General features: G+C 44.9%; 14 protein-coding genes. 7 read left to right on the top strand and 7 right to left on the bottom strand.

What is annotated here, in order from left to right:
- Positions 1-49: 49 nt before the first annotated feature.
- The 3 genes from mnmA to M5J74_RS00380 all read right to left on the bottom strand — a co-directional run bounded on the left by mnmA (position 50) and on the right by M5J74_RS00380 (position 3219).
- Positions 50-1111 carry a tRNA 2-thiouridine(34) synthase MnmA gene (mnmA, locus tag M5J74_RS00390; protein WP_250014886.1) on the bottom strand — a complete coding sequence of 354 codons (1062 nt, stop codon included), beginning with the start codon at positions 1109-1111 and terminating at the stop codon, positions 50-52.
- 132 nt (positions 1112-1243) lie between these two features.
- Positions 1244-3058, bottom strand: a complete 1815-nt coding sequence (lepA, locus tag M5J74_RS00385; protein ID WP_015152177.1) for a translation elongation factor 4 — start codon at positions 3056-3058, stop codon at positions 1244-1246.
- A 5-nt stretch (positions 3059-3063) separates the two neighbouring features.
- Positions 3064-3219 (bottom strand): hypothetical protein, encoded by a 156-nt coding sequence (locus M5J74_RS00380; RefSeq protein ID WP_158631853.1) that lies wholly within the window; start codon positions 3217-3219, stop codon positions 3064-3066.
- 241 nt (positions 3220-3460) lie between these two features.
- Here M5J74_RS00380 and M5J74_RS00375 point away from each other — a divergent pair, with 241 nt between their 5' ends.
- The 7 genes from M5J74_RS00375 to M5J74_RS00345 all read left to right on the top strand — a co-directional run bounded on the left by M5J74_RS00375 (position 3461) and on the right by M5J74_RS00345 (position 11106).
- Positions 3461-3688, top strand: a complete 228-nt coding sequence (locus M5J74_RS00375) for a ribbon-helix-helix domain-containing protein (RefSeq protein ID WP_015152176.1) — start codon at positions 3461-3463, stop codon at positions 3686-3688.
- Positions 3689-3798: 110 nt separating this feature from the next.
- On the top strand, positions 3799-5631 hold the full coding sequence (locus M5J74_RS00370) for an ATP-binding protein (protein WP_015152175.1): 1833 nt from the start codon (positions 3799-3801) through the stop codon (positions 5629-5631).
- Positions 5632-5797: 166 nt separating this feature from the next.
- Positions 5798-6448, top strand: a complete 651-nt coding sequence (locus M5J74_RS00365) for a DUF3386 domain-containing protein (protein ID WP_250014884.1) — start codon at positions 5798-5800, stop codon at positions 6446-6448.
- A gap of 146 nt (positions 6449-6594) precedes the next feature.
- Positions 6595-6825, top strand: a complete 231-nt coding sequence (locus M5J74_RS00360; protein ID WP_015152173.1) for a NifU family protein — start codon at positions 6595-6597, stop codon at positions 6823-6825.
- Positions 6826-6976: 151 nt separating this feature from the next.
- Positions 6977-9226 carry a glycoside hydrolase gene (locus M5J74_RS00355; protein ID WP_371934099.1) on the top strand — a complete coding sequence of 750 codons (2250 nt, stop codon included), beginning with the start codon at positions 6977-6979 and terminating at the stop codon, positions 9224-9226.
- Between the two features lie 492 nt (positions 9227-9718).
- Complete coding sequence (locus M5J74_RS00350) at positions 9719-9991, top strand: microviridin/marinostatin family tricyclic proteinase inhibitor (protein ID WP_106168960.1); 273 nt, start codon at positions 9719-9721, stop codon at positions 9989-9991.
- Between the two features lie 146 nt (positions 9992-10137).
- Positions 10138-11106 carry an MvdD family ATP-grasp ribosomal peptide maturase gene (locus M5J74_RS00345; RefSeq protein ID WP_371934098.1) on the top strand — a complete coding sequence of 323 codons (969 nt, stop codon included), beginning with the start codon at positions 10138-10140 and terminating at the stop codon, positions 11104-11106.
- 169 nt (positions 11107-11275) lie between these two features.
- On the opposite strand, the gene M5J74_RS00340 is transcribed toward M5J74_RS00345, so the two are convergent.
- The 4 genes from M5J74_RS00340 to M5J74_RS00325 form a co-directional block, all read right to left on the bottom strand.
- A complete protein-coding gene (locus M5J74_RS00340; protein ID WP_106167278.1) occupies positions 11276-11662 on the bottom strand; it encodes an endonuclease domain-containing protein in 387 nt (128 codons plus the stop codon).
- 55 nt (positions 11663-11717) lie between these two features.
- A complete protein-coding gene (locus tag M5J74_RS00335) occupies positions 11718-12338 on the bottom strand; it encodes a winged helix-turn-helix domain-containing protein (RefSeq protein WP_250014878.1) in 621 nt (206 codons plus the stop codon).
- A 253-nt stretch (positions 12339-12591) separates the two neighbouring features.
- Complete coding sequence (locus tag M5J74_RS00330) at positions 12592-13911, bottom strand: CO2 hydration protein (RefSeq protein WP_106167280.1); 1320 nt, start codon at positions 13909-13911, stop codon at positions 12592-12594.
- Between the two features lie 137 nt (positions 13912-14048).
- Complete coding sequence (locus M5J74_RS00325) at positions 14049-15539, bottom strand: NADH-quinone oxidoreductase subunit M (protein ID WP_015152168.1); 1491 nt, start codon at positions 15537-15539, stop codon at positions 14049-14051.
- Positions 15540-15553: the final 14 nt, after the last annotated feature.

Genomic DNA, 15553 nt, shown 5'->3' with positions numbered 1-15553 from the left:
ATATAACTTGTAGGGGCGCACAGCTGTGCGCCCCTACGTGTATACGAAATCAATTCTGTGCTGGCTTTTCAATAATTCCACCACCCAGGACAACATCACCGTCGTACCAAACAGCAGCTTGTCCGGGGGTAATGCTAAATTGGGGTTCGTCAAATACCAACTTGACGCGAGAATTTGCCAAAGGAACCACTGTTACATCTACCGCAGTCGAACGATATCGCACTTGAACTTGAGCGCGAATCGGTGCATTGGGTTCGGAGATAGAAACCCAGTTTACCCGCCCAACGGTACATTCTAACTGGTTAGCAGTCGTGCGATCGCCCACAATCACTCGATTCATTACCGGATCTAAGCCAATCACGTACAGGGGTTCGGCTGCGGCAATTCCCAAACCCTTGCGCTGCCCAATCGTATAATGATGCACGCCATCGTGTTGTCCGAGTACCTTACCAGTAGCATCGATAATTTCGCCTTTTTTGGGAGCAATGTATCTATCCAAAAACTCCCGCATAGAACCGTGACTTTCAATCAAGCACAAGTCTTGGCTTTCTGGCTTGTCGGCTGTTTTCAAATTGTATTCGGAGGCGATTTGGCGCGTTTCAGCTTTTAGTTTTTCGCCTAATGGAAATACGACACCTGCTAAAACATCTTGGGTCAAATCGTATAAAAAGTACGACTGATCCTTATTACGATCTACAGCTCGTCGCAATTGATAACGTCCCGATGTTGGGTCGTGAGTAATTCGAGCGTAGTGTCCCGTCGCAATTTTGTCTACACCCAATTTTTCCCTAGCATACTGCAACATAGGGCTGAATTTTACCGTTTTGTTGCACTGCGAACAGGGTAGTGGGGTAATACCGTCGCTATATCCAGAGACTAAGTAGTCGATGATGTGGGTTTGAAAAACTTCCCGCATATCGACAATGTGATGTGGAATACCCAATTGTTCGCAGATATACGCAGCATCTACCATTCCCTCCGAACAGCATTGTCCTTTGCCTTTCATCAGCCAAAGGGTCAGACCAACGACATCATATCTTTGGTTATGTAGAATGGCGGCGGCGGTGGAACTGTCAACTCCACCAGAAAGACCGACGACGATTTTATTCATGGTTCTGGGAAAATGGCAAGATACTGATACTAATTTAGATCTTCTTGGCGATCGCCTGCTGGAAGAGTCGCGAGGACAAGGGGGACAAGGAAGCAATTCTGGTTCCACTAGCCACTAGCCACCAGCCACCCACTACTGCGAACCATCCAATTTTAGTACAGCCATAAATGCTTCTTGGGGTACGTCTACCGTACCGACGGCTTTCATTCGCTTTTTACCTTTAGCTTGCTTTTGCAAGAGTTTTTTCTTGCGGCTGATGTCACCACCGTAGCATTTGGCGAGTACGTCTTTACGCAGTGCGGGAATGTGTTCGCTGGCGATAACTTTGCTGCCAATGGCGGCTTGGATGGGGACTTTAAATTGATGGCGGGGGATCAGTTCTTTCAATTTTTCTGCCATCGCGCGTCCGACACCATAGGCTTTGTCACGATGGACGATCATTGCTAAAGAGTCTACCGGATCGCCGTTGATCATCAGATCTAGGCGGACTAAGGGATTTTCGCGGTAGCCAATCAGATGATATTCCATGCTGGCATATCCGCGCGATCGCGACTTCATTTGATCGAAAAAGTCTGTGACTACCTCTGCCAAAGGCAATTCATAAGTTAATGTCGTCCGCCCCTGGGTAAGATATTTCATATCTTTGAAGATTCCCCGCCGATTTTGACACAACTCCATCAACGTGCCAACAAAAGATTCTGGCGTAATCATTTCTACTTGAGCGTAGGGTTCAGCAATGCTTTCCCGTTCGTTGGGTGCTGGTAACTTGCTGGGATTATCAACATAAATTTCTTCGCCGTTGTTGGTAACTACTTTGTAAACTACCGATGGAGCTGTAATTACCAAATCTAAATCGTATTCGCGTTCTAAACGTTCTTGGACGATTTCCATGTGTAACAATCCCAAGAAACCGCAGCGGAAACCAAACCCCATCGCGCTTGAGGTTTCCGGTTCGTATTGCAAGGCTGCATCGTTAAGCCTCAGCTTTTCCAGAGCATCGCGCAGATTTTCAAACTCGTCTGAGTCAGTGGGAAACATCCCGCAAAATACCATCGGCTTTGCTTCGGTGTAACCTGGTAAAGCCTGAGTTGCTGGTTTTGCTGCTAGGGTAATTGTATCGCCCACCCGCGCATCGGCTACAGCTTTAATGGCGGCGGCGAGATAACCGACTTCTCCGGCGTGCAGTTCTTCGACTTGCTTTTGATTTGGAGAGAGGACACCTAATTCGTCAATTTCGTATTCTTTTTTCGATGCCATCAAACGGACGCGATCGCCTTTTTTCACCGTACCATCCATGACGCGAAAATAGACGATTACGCCTCGGTAACTATCGTAGTAGCTATCAAAAATTAACGCCCGTAAGGGATCGTTAATCGTATTACGTGGAGGTGGTACGCGCTGGACGATCGCCTCTAAAATCTCGTCAATGCCGATTCCCTCTTTTGCCGATGCTAAAATTGCATTGCTGCAATCTAAGCCAATAATTTGTTCGATCTCCTCAATCACCCGTTCTGGTTCTGCCCCTGGCAAGTCAATTTTATTCAATACGGGAATGATTTCTAAGTCATGCTCCAAGGCTAAGTAGACATTTGCTAGAGTTTGCGCCTCTACTCCTTGGGAAGCATCGACAACTAATAATGCTCCCTCACACGCTGCTAAAGAGCGAGACACTTCATAAGAAAAGTCAACGTGTCCTGGGGTATCAATTAAATTCAGGACGTAAGCTTCTCCGTCCTTTGCTTGATAGTTCATCCGAGCCGCTTGTAACTTAATCGTAATGCCGCGCTCTCGTTCTAACTCCATATTGTCGAGAAACTGCTGCTTCATCACCCGTTCCGCAACCGTACCAGTTGTCAGCAACAAGCGATCGGCTAGTGTTGATTTCCCATGATCGATGTGAGCGATAATAGAAAAATTACGAATGCGTTCGGCGGAAACATCTGTCATATTTTTTACGATTTAGCAGCAAGCAAATAGCGATCGTACTTAACGCATTTTAATCTTTTATTGAGGGAGTAGGAAGTGGCTAGTGGCTGGCGGCTAGTTGGATTGACACATGACGTTAGCCAAACTCGACCCTCTGCCCAAAAGCATTTGACAAGCATCATCTTGAACTAACCTTGTGTGTCGTTGCAGCTAGTAGTAGGATTCTTCATCTAGTCACTAGTCACCAGCCACTAGTCACTGCTAACTGGTCGCCGATCGCGCTTACAATAGACCTATTCGGACGCGATCGCCATTGAGTAGCGCCGCAAAAGTCCTGTTCTAGTTTAGATAGCTGCGCAGGAAGAGCTGCAAGCCAAGCATGGCAAAAGTTACGTTTGCTAAATCAATTACCGTTTAGCGCTTATGAATGACAACATCGATACATCAGACGCAAACCTCGACAAGGTAAAACTCTCTATTCATTTAGATTCGGAACTCGTCGATCAAATTCAGCATTTAACTAACGATCCGAGTAAAGTGATTGAAGTCGCGATCCGTCAATGGTTACGCGGTGAAACGCAGCGAGATGATGAACTAACCCGTACGATTCCTCGTACACCCGTACCACCGCGCGGTGAGTGGAACGATTAACAGTTTTCATCTAACTTGGTAACGCTCTCTTGACTAGAGTGCTTGGTAGATTGCTGGCGACACCAAGCAAAATTCCCAATCTATCAGCTTTTGTGCCAAACTCGAAGCAAATGTTTGTCGAGTCATTCGACTTGCGCTGTGTCGAACTATCTTTAGTAATGAGTGCTAATACAGATTCCCATCAGCCAGCTTTCACATCTTCATTCGAGTCATTTGGTATGAATTCCAGCGGCTCTCTATCATCTCTAGGAGCTGAATTAGCCTACGTACAGGATAGCTCGGGTTGCTATCTTTATTTCTCATGGCAACAAGCCGATAGTGTAGGTTTGCAGCAAGAGCGGATTGTAGGACAATCTTTAGAACAGACATTTGGACCTTTAGATCCAACTCCCTACTTAAGACGGGTGCAAAGGATTTTGGAAAGTCTTGTTCCCGAACGCTGTCACTGTGTATTTCGCTACGGACAAAAATTGTTTGGATTTGAGTTGGCAATTAGCCCAATTTTACCCGCAACGGGATCGGCTACTTCTGTTTTAGTCATAGGGCGACACTTAGAAGAAATAGACAACGAAGTAGTAGCCGATGTCTATTCGGAATTGGCGACTACGGCAATGGGATCGCTCGGTTCAGTTTCGTCTAAAAAGCTTCTCAGTCAAATTGCGCGTAACATCCGCCGCACGTTAGATCTAAATACAATTTGGCAGCAAACTGTAGAAAGTTTGGGTCAAGCCTTGGGTGTCAGTCATTGTATTATCTGCTCGTATAGACCGGAAGATCTCCATTTACAAGTGGTAGCTGAGTATCGCCAAATGGCAGTGCGATCGATGCTGGGTCAATCAATTGATATCATGCACGAACCAGGTTACTGTCAGGCTTTAGAGACTCTTGCACCTGTGGCGATCGAAAAGACAGAAAATCCCCAGTTTCAACAATCAATCTTACTATTAGCAACGGTCGATCGCGATAAGCCTAACGGCTTAATTTGCTTGCAGCATTGCGAACGCAGCCTTCAACCACAGACTCACAGTAATTCGATGTTGCATCCGATCCCTCGCTTACGCCAGTGGACGACGGAAGAAATCGAGTTAGTCCGAGATTTAGCCGATCAAATTGGTACGGCGATCGCCCATGCTACTCTCTACAAGCAGCTAGAAGAAGCTCGCCAACAAGCAGAAGAAGCCTCTCGCCTTAAAAGCGAATTTCTCGCTAACACTTCCCACGAACTCCGCACGCCGCTCAATGGAATGCTGGGATTTTTAAAGTTAGTGCTGGAGGGGATGGCAGACGATCCTGAAGAACAGGAAGAATTTATCCAAGAAGCCTATCGCTCTGGCTTGCACCTGCTCAATATCATTAACGACATTCTAGATATTGCCAAAATTGAAGCAGGCAAAATGGATTTGGAGTTAGGTCAAGTTAGACTCAACGAGCTATTTAGCGATCTCGAAGACTTTACCAGAACCCAAGCCGAGCAGAAAAATTTAAGTTTGCAGATCCAATTACCACCTACGGCAGATGAAATTATTGTCTTAGGTAATTACCAAAGGCTATTGCAAGTGATGCTAAATTTGGTCGGGAACGCGATCAAATTTACCCATGAAGGCGGAGTCACCATTAGTGCGGATATCACTCGGAAAAAAACCATTTTTCAAAATCAAGTCCTACCGGGAATGGTGAAAGTTCGTGTTGCCGATACGGGCATTGGTGTTTCTTTAGATAAGCAAGATAAACTATTTCAATCCTTTAGCCAAGTAGACGGCTCTCGCACGCGGCAGTATGGTGGTACTGGTTTGGGATTAACAATATCCCAAAAGCTAGTTGAAGCTATGGGGGGAACGGTCAATTTTTACAGTATGGGTGAGGGACTCGGTTCCACAGTTACCTTTACAGTCCCTTTGTATCAAGAGCCGTTGATGGTATTAGGACTGGGAGATGGGGAGTGAGGGGTGAGGAGCGAGGAGTGAGGAGTTAGGGAGAAAGAAATTTACAATCTCCACACCCTACACCCTTTTATCACGCACCACACCACACACCACGCACTACTCTCTTTCCCTCGCTCCTCACTCCTCATTCGGACTACACTGTAAAAGGTGAAGTCACAACAATGCCATGACAGAGCAAACAAGTGCGCGAGACTTATTCAAGACGGCTTATGAAAACCGCTATACCTGGGATGAAAACTTTCCTGGTTACAGCGCAGACGTGCAATTGACGCAAGGTAATGAAGTCTACACGGGTAGAATTCGGATAAATCGCGATTTGAGCGTAGAAGTTACAGGCATAGAAGACGAAAAAGTACAAGAAAGCGTTTATACGCAGCTACGAGATATTGTTACTCACCGCAAGCGATCGCAATTCGAGCAGTCTCACGGCAAAAATGAGTTTAGCCTCGGTAAACTCGATGACAGTGGCGCAGTAGAAATCCTGGTCAAAGGCGATGCTATGGGTTCTAACTATAAAGTGCGCGGTACGGAGATTTGCCAAGTCAGCCGCGTTATGGGTCGCATGGCTTTTGTCATCGATACTCACGATAGCTTAGATACAGGCGGAGGGTACGTAGCTAGTCGCTACGATGCGGTGTTCCGCAATCCCCAAACTAACGAAGTCATCAAGGTATTAAAGTTTCAAGACTTTTACGAAAAATTTGGTGACTATTACGTCATGACCAAGCAAACCGTAGAAGACTATCAGCAACAAGAACGAATTAAAACTGAGTTTAACTTCTCTAATGTCAAACTACTAGAGGCTGTTGCTGTTTAGTTGGTAGTTGGTAGTTGGTAGTTGGTAATTGGTAATTGGTAATTGGTTACTGTTCCCTGTTACCTTTCTTCTGTGACAACTGATAACTGACAACTGACTAGAGCTAGGATCGTTTTAGCAAGTTTGTTAAACAAAGGTCTAATTCTATGGAACTTACAACAGATAATGTAGAAACAGTTTTGGATGAAATGCGCCCCTATCTGATGTCAGATGGTGGCAACGTAGAACTCGTCGAACTCGACGGTCCAATCGTGCGGTTGCGGTTACAAGGAGCTTGTGGTTCTTGCCCTAGTTCTACCATGACTCTGAGAATGGGAATCGAGCGCCGTTTGCGGGAAATGATCCCCGAAATCGCTGAAGTCGAACAAGTAATCTAGCGATGAGGTAATGGGTAATGGGTAATGGGTAATGGGTTAATGGTTGACAGTTCGCGGTTGACGGTTGACTGTCTTCACTCCGTGTAGCGTCTACCACCGATTACCAATTACCAATTACCAACTACCAACTACCAACTACCGATCGATACCTATGCCCCATCCTTTATACGTTGCATTCGTCTGGCATCAGCACCAACCACTGTATAAAAGTCGCGATCGCAGTTCTGCTTCTACATCCAATCAGTATCGCTTGCCGTGGGTCAGGTTGCACGGAACAAAAGACTATCTGGATTTGGTGTTAATTCTAGAGCGTTATCCTAAGTTACATCAAACGGTTAACCTCGTTCCTTCTCTGATTCTGCAACTAGAAGATTACATTGCTGGGACTGCTTTCGATCCATATCTGACAGTTAGCTTGACACCTACAGAGCAACTGCAAAGGGAGCAGCAACAATTTATTATTGCTAACTTTTTTGATGCCAACCATCATACCCTGATCGATCCCCACCCCCGTTATGCAGAGTTGTACCATCAACGGCAGGAACGCGGTGCAGCTTGGTGTTTAGACAATTGGCAGAAGGAAGATTACGGCGATCTACTGGCTTGGCATAATTTAGTTTGGATCGATCCAATTTTTTGGGACGACCCCGAAATTGCTCAATGGTTGCAGCAAGGTCGGGGTTTTACTTTAAGCGATCGCCAGCGGATTTATTCTAAACAAAGGGAAATTATCAGTCGGATTGTCCCCCAACATCGCCACATGCAAAAAACGGGGCAATTAGAAGTTACTACCTCGCCTTATACTCATCCAATTCTGCCTTTACTTGCCGATACTAACTCCGGTCGGGTTGCCGTACCGAATATGAATCTGCCTAACTACCGCTTTCAGTGGGCAGAAGATATTCCGCGTCACTTGCAAAAAGCATGGGAGTTATACGAAGACCGCTTTGGACAAGTACCCAGGGGTTTGTGGCCCTCCGAACAGTCTGTCAGCCCTGAAATTCTCCCCTATATTATCAAGCAAGGATTTAATTGGATCGTCTCTGATGAAGCCGTTTTAGGGTGGACGCTCAAGCACTTTTTCCACCGTGACGGGGCGGGAAATGTCATCGAACCAGAATTGTTATACCGTCCCTATCGCTTGCAGACAGCAGCGGGAGATTTATCTATTGTCTTTCGCGATCATCGACTGTCTGATTTAATTGGTTTTACATATGGGTCGATGCCACCTAAACGCGCCGCAGCAGATTTGGTGGGACATTTAGAGTCGATCGCCCATCAGCTCAAACATCACCAAGAAGGCGAACGGACTAGCTTAGAACAACCTTGGCTGGTCACGATTGCATTAGATGGAGAAAACTGCTGGGAATACTATCCTCAAGATGGCAAACCCTTCTTAGAAAACTTATATCAAACTCTCAGCAACCATCCTCATATCAAACTCGTCACCGTCTCGGAATTTATCGATGCTTTTCCCCCAACTGCAACAATTCCAGGTGAGAAATTACACAGCGGTTCCTGGGTAGATGGCAGCTTTACCACTTGGATTGGCGACCCGGCAAAAAATCGAGCTTGGGACTTGCTAGCAGCAGCGAGAGAGGTATTGGCACAGCATCCAGAGGCGACAGAAGAGAATAACCCCGAAGTTTGGGAAGCTTTGTACGCTGCTGAGGGTTCCGATTGGTTTTGGTGGTTTGGTGAAGGTCATTCCTCCAATCACGATGCTATCTTCGACCAGTTATTTCGAGAGCATTTGTGTGGCATTTATCAAGCCTTAAATCAACCCGTTCCTCCAGTGCTGTTGCGTCCGGTGGAAATTCATGCTGCTCCTGCCGACCATCGCCCTCAAAGCTTTATTCACCCTAATATTGATGGCATGGGCGACGAGCAAGACTGGGACAAAGCCGGACGCTTAGAAGTTGGGGGAGCGCGGGGAACGATGCATCAAAGCAGCACGGTTCAGCGCATTTGGTATGGGGTAGATCACCTAAATTTCTATCTCAGATTAGATTTCAAAACAGGGGCAAAGCCGGGTCAGGACTTGCCACCAGAACTCAATTTACTCTGGTTCTATCCCGATCGCACCATGCATAACAGCCCCGCACCTTTGGTAGACTTGCCAGAGCAATCGCCAATGAACTATATGTTTCACCATCGCTTGGAAGTTAACTTACTGACACAATCGGTTCACTTTCAAGAGGCGGGAGAACACTATCAATGGCATCCCCGCGCCAGTCGCGCTCAAGTAGCGTTGGAGCGTTGTTTAGAAGTCGCAGTTCCTTGGGCAGATCTGCAAATGCCACCTGATTACCCTTTACGCTTAGTTTTAGTATTGGCGGACGAGGGTAGATTCCAGCAGTATTTACCTGAGAATGCTTTGATTCCGATTGAAGTACCCTAGAGAAGAGAGCTGGGGAAGCTGAGGGAGCCCAGGGGGCTGAGGGGGCAATTACCAATCGGCTCCTGACTCTTGTACGGGCGGGTTTAGCAAAAGATTTACGGCTGACGGCAAGAAATCTTCGATCGAAACCCGCCCTTGACGATATCTGATACCCGATCGTACCCTTGCGTTTTTGTATGCCCCAAATAAATTTTTGTAAAGCCATGCGTAACCTCTATACTGCTGGATGAAGTGGTGAGTATAGGTTGCTAATTAAAGCTTAGCAATACAACTTAAAAATTTAGAATTTGGAATTGGCAATTCAGAATAAGTTGAATGCTTTCAAACCCATACAAGGCGTGAAAAATTAGATTTTTCTATTTTCAGCCCCGTAGATTTGTCTGTGGGGTTTGTCATTCATAATTCTACGACTAGAATTCTAAATTCTTTTGATAAGAGTTTGCTGAGTTATTGCTGCAACCTGAATTAACCAATCGGAGGTAAATAAAATCTATGTCTGATATGAACTCACGGAATTTAAATTCACCAATTCCTTTTTTCGCCCACTTTCTAGAAGGACAATTTGGAGCAGAACTTTCAGAAGCAGAAATGGCATCTGTGAGTGGTGGTAGCGAATATGCTGCAACAACGCTAGCGTATCCATCTGACGTTGACGTTGATGGTGGGAATAAAGGTTATGAATTCCCCTCAATCGATGTATTTAAGATGCCATCTATGCCTGAGTTTCCAAAGTTCCCATCAATCTCTGATTATTACAAGAAATAATTTGTAATTCGTAATTCGTAATTCGTAATTTATTAACTCTGGGTACAAGCTCCTAGCTTGGTGATGAAAAATAATTTTATAGCAATAATGTGGAGAATAATGGCTACGAATTACGAGTTGGCGATCGCAAATTGGAGTATAACAATATGACAGTTTTGATCGTGACTCATAGTCGAGATCATGAGGGTATTTCCTTAGTTATGGATGCGATCGCAGCTCAAGGTGGAAAGACATTTCGCTTTGATACCGATCGCTTTCCGACGCAGACGCAGTTAGAGGTTTATTTCGGACTGGGAACGGAACGGTTTGTGCTGATTGATGGCGCAAATCAACTCAATTTACAAGATGTGTCCGCAGTTTGGTATCGGCGCATTCGCATGGGTGCAAGGATTCCGACAACAATGGATGCGCAACTACGCCAAGCCTCAGTTCAAGAGTCGCAAGCTACGATTCTAGGGGCGATCGCTAGCCTCAAGATTTTTCACCTTGACTCCGTGTCCCATATTCGCCGTGCAGAACACAAGCAATTACAATTACAAATTGCGCGATCGCTTGGTTTAGAAACTCCGCGTACTCTGATTACAAACAATCCCCAAGCAGTGTTGGAATTTGCACGAGAGTGCAGTTCGGGTATGGTGACAAAAATGCTCACTACCTTTGCAATCTACGATCGAGGACAAGAGCAAGTTGTTTTCACTAATCCAGTCAAGCCAGAGGATTTAGATAACCTAGAGGGACTGCGTTTCTGTCCGATGTGCTTTCAAGAAAACATTCCTAAAGCATTAGAACTAAGGACAACAATTGTCGGACAGCACGTATTTACAGCTGCTATTGATTCTCAAGTTTCTCCTGAAGCGCGTCATGACTGGCGGCGACAAGGATTGACTTTGATTGATGCTTGGCAACCTTACACTCTTCCTCAAGAACTTGCTGTAAGATTGCGACAGATGATGACATATTTTCAGTTAAACTATGGAGCATTCGATCTCATTTTGACTCCAGACGGGCGTTATATATTTTTAGAAATTAATCCCGTAGGAGAGTTCTATTGGTTGGAAAAACATGCTGGTTTACCAATTTCGCAAGCGATCGCAGATATCCTCATACCATTTTGATCTGACTGCGCCACGGAAGATCCCCCAACCCCCCTTACAAGGGGGGCTATGAGCGACCGATTTAGTGCAAGGATAAATAGAATTGGTATCACAAAAAGCTCCCCTTTTTAAGGCAATTGATGTTTACATAAAAAGCCCCCTTTTGAAGGGGGGTTGGGGGATCTTCTTGCTAGGAATGAAGTGCGATCGCTTCCTCAATCTCATGACAAACTCCCTCTATATTGTTCAATACTTCGTTATTGGTAAATCTAATTACCTTCAGTCCATAGCCTTCTAGTTTGGCACTTCTTTCTAAATCATAAATTTTGCCATCATCTGTAAAATGGCTATCTCCATCAACTTCGATAACTAATTTTAATTCTGCACAGTAGAAATCAACAATGAAATTATCTATAGGTCTTTGTCTTAAAACTCGATATTTGAACTTTCTTAGATAATGATTCCAGAGGAGCTTTTCTGCTGGAGTCATGTTTTTGCGTAATTCTTTTGCTCTTTCTACGAGTTGTGGATTGTAGGGTAGGTGGAAGTCTGTGTTGAGTAGGTTTTCGCGATTCATTCTGAGTCCTCGGAGATCCCCCCAACCCCCTTAAAAAGGGGGGAACTAGAGTGCATTAATAGCTATAGTACTGTTGAATAGCATTAGCAATCGCCAAAGCGGTAGAGCGATTCCAAATAGTTTCCAGTTTTTGATTGTTGTAGTAATAATTAATGATAATGAGATCGTTTTCTGCTTCAACTATTAACGTTTGCAAAGCATCATTTCTAGCATTGACAAGTTTTAATATTTCTGTCTTATTAGATGACTTGACTGAAAAATCATATTCTTCTGGTTCGTTCCATTCTATTTCATCCCATTCATTAGTATCGAAATCGTCTTTTAATGTTTTTGAAATCTTTTGAAATTTCATAAACTCGGGATATTGCATTAAAAACTCTCTATCAATAAAGTCTAAATTTTGTTTAATAACTCCTAATCCTCTTTTGGTTATCTTTACATATCCCCTTTTAGGTGATTCAACAAGTCCTGCTTTTTTTAAGTAAGTTTTAGCCCAACCCACTCGATTATCAAAAATTGGTTGCTGACCGCTTGGTAATAGTTTTGATTTTTCAGAACTAGTTAAATTGTATTCCCATGCTAAAGTTTCAATAATATCACGGATAAAATAATCTTGCTCGTCTTCTAAAATCTTCAACAAGGGTAACATTAAACTTTGAAAATCCGGAATAGACATTTATTTGGAGTTTGCTTGATAAGAAAAGACGATCTGGCTTTAGAACAGCTTTTTTCAATCATAAAATATGAACGGTCGTATTTGTTTCAGAGTAATTACTGAAAAATCTTGAAGATCGTACCCTTACTTTTGTTAAAAATTTGCCTATTATCAAAAAGCCCCCTTTTGAAGGGGGTTGGGGGATCTTCTTCACTTGGTAAGCAGGATCGTGAGAATAAAAAAGCCCCCTTAAAAAGGGGGGTTGGGGGATCTTCTATCGATAATCCGCAGACTGAATTTGCCGCAAACGTGCCGCATCTCTCATACCAAATTCTGGACGACAGAAGCGATTAATTTGCTTTTCAAAAAACTCTCGATTTGCTTGCAAATGTCTTGGATTTGGATCGTCTAACGGATACAACAATGCAGTTCTCAACGCTTGAATAACTGCCGAAGTTACGCAGTACATCGATCGCTGGAACGTAATACCCAATTGCACTAAAATATCATCTTCGCCGCGACAGTGCTGCTGGTAATAATCTCGAAGATATTGAGGCAAGAAATGATACATATCTTGTGCTAACAACGTAGGTGGAATACCAGCCGTACCTACAGGGAATTTATCTGCATATAAAACACCATAGTGAAAATCTTTTTGTTCAGTAGGAATTTGTCCGGCTTGGGCATTATATGATTTCGTTCCACGGAAAGGAGAGGTGCGGTAGAAAACAGCTTCAACATAAGGTAACGCCGCTTCGTAAAGCCAGGTAAACCCTTTTGATTTAGGAATAATTTCGTAGCGTTCGCCGCGAATGTAAACGTGGTGGTAAATTGGACGACCCGCGATCGCAAAAATTCCATTCACCAAGAAATTCATCGCGTCGGGGACTCCCTTAAATCCGCCTTCATCGTAAATATCAGACATCTCGAAGAAGACTGGAGCCATCACCTCCCAGAATAAGCCCAGGTTGGCGTAATAAGAAGCCTGACGGCACTGTTCTAAGAACATTTCTGGAAATAACTTATACAGCCCCAGCATGGCTGGATTGTACTTGAAATAAGCTTTAATGGCGCGATCGGCATTTGCCTTATATTCATCTGAATCGAGATAGGCATCGAATTTGCCATAACCCATATCTCTACCGTGCCACAGCATTGCCCGCATACATTCTTCGGCAAATTCCATGTTGATGCGATCGTGGAACCAGTGATGCAGCAATCTAGGCATCTTGCGGGTTTCACCTTTTTCCATAAAGGCAAGTAGTTCGGGATGCGCTGTGGCTGGTCCCCGCCAAATTCGCAAATCAGCATCGTCGCCTGCATAATGATTGTGCAGGTCTAAATACTCTTGAGGAATGAAGTATTTAAAGAAAGGTAGCGGATCGAGAAAGACTCGTTCGCCAATATAAAGCAAGTCGCGCCAGTAGAAATCCATCGGTACGGCATAAGCCTTGTAAATACCGATAATTTGCATCAGGTTTTCTGGTGTATCTGGTAGCATCGCCCCACCTGCTTCTAAGCGATGGATGATATCGGCAAATTCATGCTTGGATGGGGGCAGTTTCGCTGTAGCTTTTTCTTGAGCAAGTACCATGATGGGAGTGAGTAGTGAGTAGTGGGGATTTGCAGGGGCGGGTTCACCAAGATACTTCACTCATAACAGAGATGTCCGGTGAACCCGCCCGTACAGAAGTTGTAGGGAATCGTAGGGGCGCATAGCCGTGCGCCTAGCTAATTTTTAATCGCAATTTGCTGTGTAGTGTTGACGCGGACGGAAGCAACCATAGCAGTGGTAGTGGTTTCACTCCAACGTACTAACCAAGTAGGTTGAATGCCCAAAAATAGGATCAAGACTGTGAGAACGAGGGCAGGAATTTTTTCCGACCAGGTGACGACGGGATAGTAAGCTGTTTTGTTGTCTAGCTTGCCGAAGCAAGTCCGGTTGAGCAAAATCACAAAATATACCGCTGTTAACCCCGTACAGATGACGCAAACGAGGGTAGGTAAGGGAAATCTAGCGTAGCTGCCTTGCAGGACTAAAAATTCGGCAATAAAACCAGTCATGCCCGGAATTCCCGCACTTGCCATACCTCCCATCACTAGAAGGGCGCTAATGTATGGTAATCCGCGAATTGGACTCATCAATCCATTCAAGACATCAAGTTCGCGAGTCCCGACTTTAGTTTCAATAACACCAATCAAGTTAAATAGAATTGCCAAAATTAGACCGTGGGCAACCATTTGCGCTACTGCGCCGACCGTACTCAACTCAGTAGCAGCAGCCGCAGCCAGCATGACATAACCCATGTGTCCGATCGAACTATAGGCAACCATGCGCTTGATGTCTTTTTGAGCGATCGCCGTTACCGCACCGTAAACCGCGCTAATTGCCCCGATAATCGCTAAACCAGGCGCAACGATCGCCCAAGTTTCGGGAAATAATCCTAAACCAAATCGGATAATTCCATAAGTTCCTAACTTTGCCAGGATTCCCCCCAACATAATTGCTACGGGTGGAGAAGCCTCCGTGTAAGCATCGGGTAGCCAAGTATGTAGGGGAACCAAAGGAATCTTGATGCCAAATCCAACTAACAGGATGGTGAGGAGGATCAGTTGCGCTTGTAGGGGTAATCCTTGAGTGGCGATCGCGTTGTAATCGAAACTAGAAGATCCTGTCAGCCAAGTAATACCCAAAAAGCCAGCCAGAATCAAAATTCCTGAAACTGCCGTGTAGATCAAAAACTTCATCGCAGCGTAGCCGCGCTTTGCCGTTCCACCCCAGATTGCAATCAGCAGATAGAAAGGAATTAGCTCGACTTCGTAAAATAGAACGAACAGCAGCAAGTTTTGCGCCAGGAATCCACCCACCACCCCAGCATAGATCAGCAGTAACAAAGCGTAGTACAGCCGAGGACGGGTAATATTTTCGCTGCTACTATAAATTGCAATCCAAGTCAATACCCCCGCTAAGGCGACTAGAGGGATAGACAAACCATCTGCCCCTAAGCTGTAGCTCAACCCCAAGGTATCAATCCAAGGCAACAGTTCGGAAAATTGCATCCCAGCTAAGGAGATGTCAAATTGACTCAGCAGTACCAGCGTCCAAATAATGATACCAGTCGCGATCGCCAAAGCTAGCGATCGCGCCCGATCTCCTTTCATTGGTATAAATCCAATGCAAGCAGCACCGACGACAGGTATCCAGATCAAAGCACTCAGCATAACGATTTTGAAAT

This window comes from Chroococcidiopsis sp. CCNUC1 (genome assembly GCF_023546805.1).
GTDB classification, from domain to species: domain Bacteria; phylum Cyanobacteriota; class Cyanobacteriia; order Cyanobacteriales; family Chroococcidiopsidaceae; genus Chroococcidiopsis; species Chroococcidiopsis thermalis.
Note: the sequence above shows the minus strand (reverse complement) of the source record. Positions and strands in the feature narration are given on the sequence as shown.

Coding starts and splice junctions, on each gene's coding strand:
- mnmA (WP_250014886.1), bottom strand. CDS start 1,111: ATGAATAAAATCGTCGTCGGTCTTTCTGGTGGAGTTGACAGTTCCACC.
- lepA (WP_015152177.1), bottom strand. CDS start 3,058: ATGACAGATGTTTCCGCCGAACGCATTCGTAATTTTTCTATTATCGCT.
- M5J74_RS00380 (WP_158631853.1), bottom strand. CDS start 3,219: ATGATGCTTGTCAAATGCTTTTGGGCAGAGGGTCGAGTTTGGCTAACG.
- M5J74_RS00375 (WP_015152176.1), top strand. CDS start 3,461: ATGAATGACAACATCGATACATCAGACGCAAACCTCGACAAGGTAAAA.
- M5J74_RS00370 (WP_015152175.1), top strand. CDS start 3,799: ATGTTTGTCGAGTCATTCGACTTGCGCTGTGTCGAACTATCTTTAGTA.
- M5J74_RS00365 (WP_250014884.1), top strand. CDS start 5,798: ATGACAGAGCAAACAAGTGCGCGAGACTTATTCAAGACGGCTTATGAA.
- M5J74_RS00360 (WP_015152173.1), top strand. CDS start 6,595: ATGGAACTTACAACAGATAATGTAGAAACAGTTTTGGATGAAATGCGC.
- M5J74_RS00355 (WP_371934099.1), top strand. CDS start 6,977: ATGCCCCATCCTTTATACGTTGCATTCGTCTGGCATCAGCACCAACCA.
- M5J74_RS00350 (WP_106168960.1), top strand. CDS start 9,719: ATGTCTGATATGAACTCACGGAATTTAAATTCACCAATTCCTTTTTTC.
- M5J74_RS00345 (WP_371934098.1), top strand. CDS start 10,138: ATGACAGTTTTGATCGTGACTCATAGTCGAGATCATGAGGGTATTTCC.
- M5J74_RS00340 (WP_106167278.1), bottom strand. CDS start 11,662: ATGAATCGCGAAAACCTACTCAACACAGACTTCCACCTACCCTACAAT.
- M5J74_RS00335 (WP_250014878.1), bottom strand. CDS start 12,338: ATGTCTATTCCGGATTTTCAAAGTTTAATGTTACCCTTGTTGAAGATT.
- M5J74_RS00330 (WP_106167280.1), bottom strand. CDS start 13,911: ATGGTACTTGCTCAAGAAAAAGCTACAGCGAAACTGCCCCCATCCAAG.
- M5J74_RS00325 (WP_015152168.1), bottom strand. CDS start 15,539: ATGCTGAGTGCTTTGATCTGGATACCTGTCGTCGGTGCTGCTTGCATT.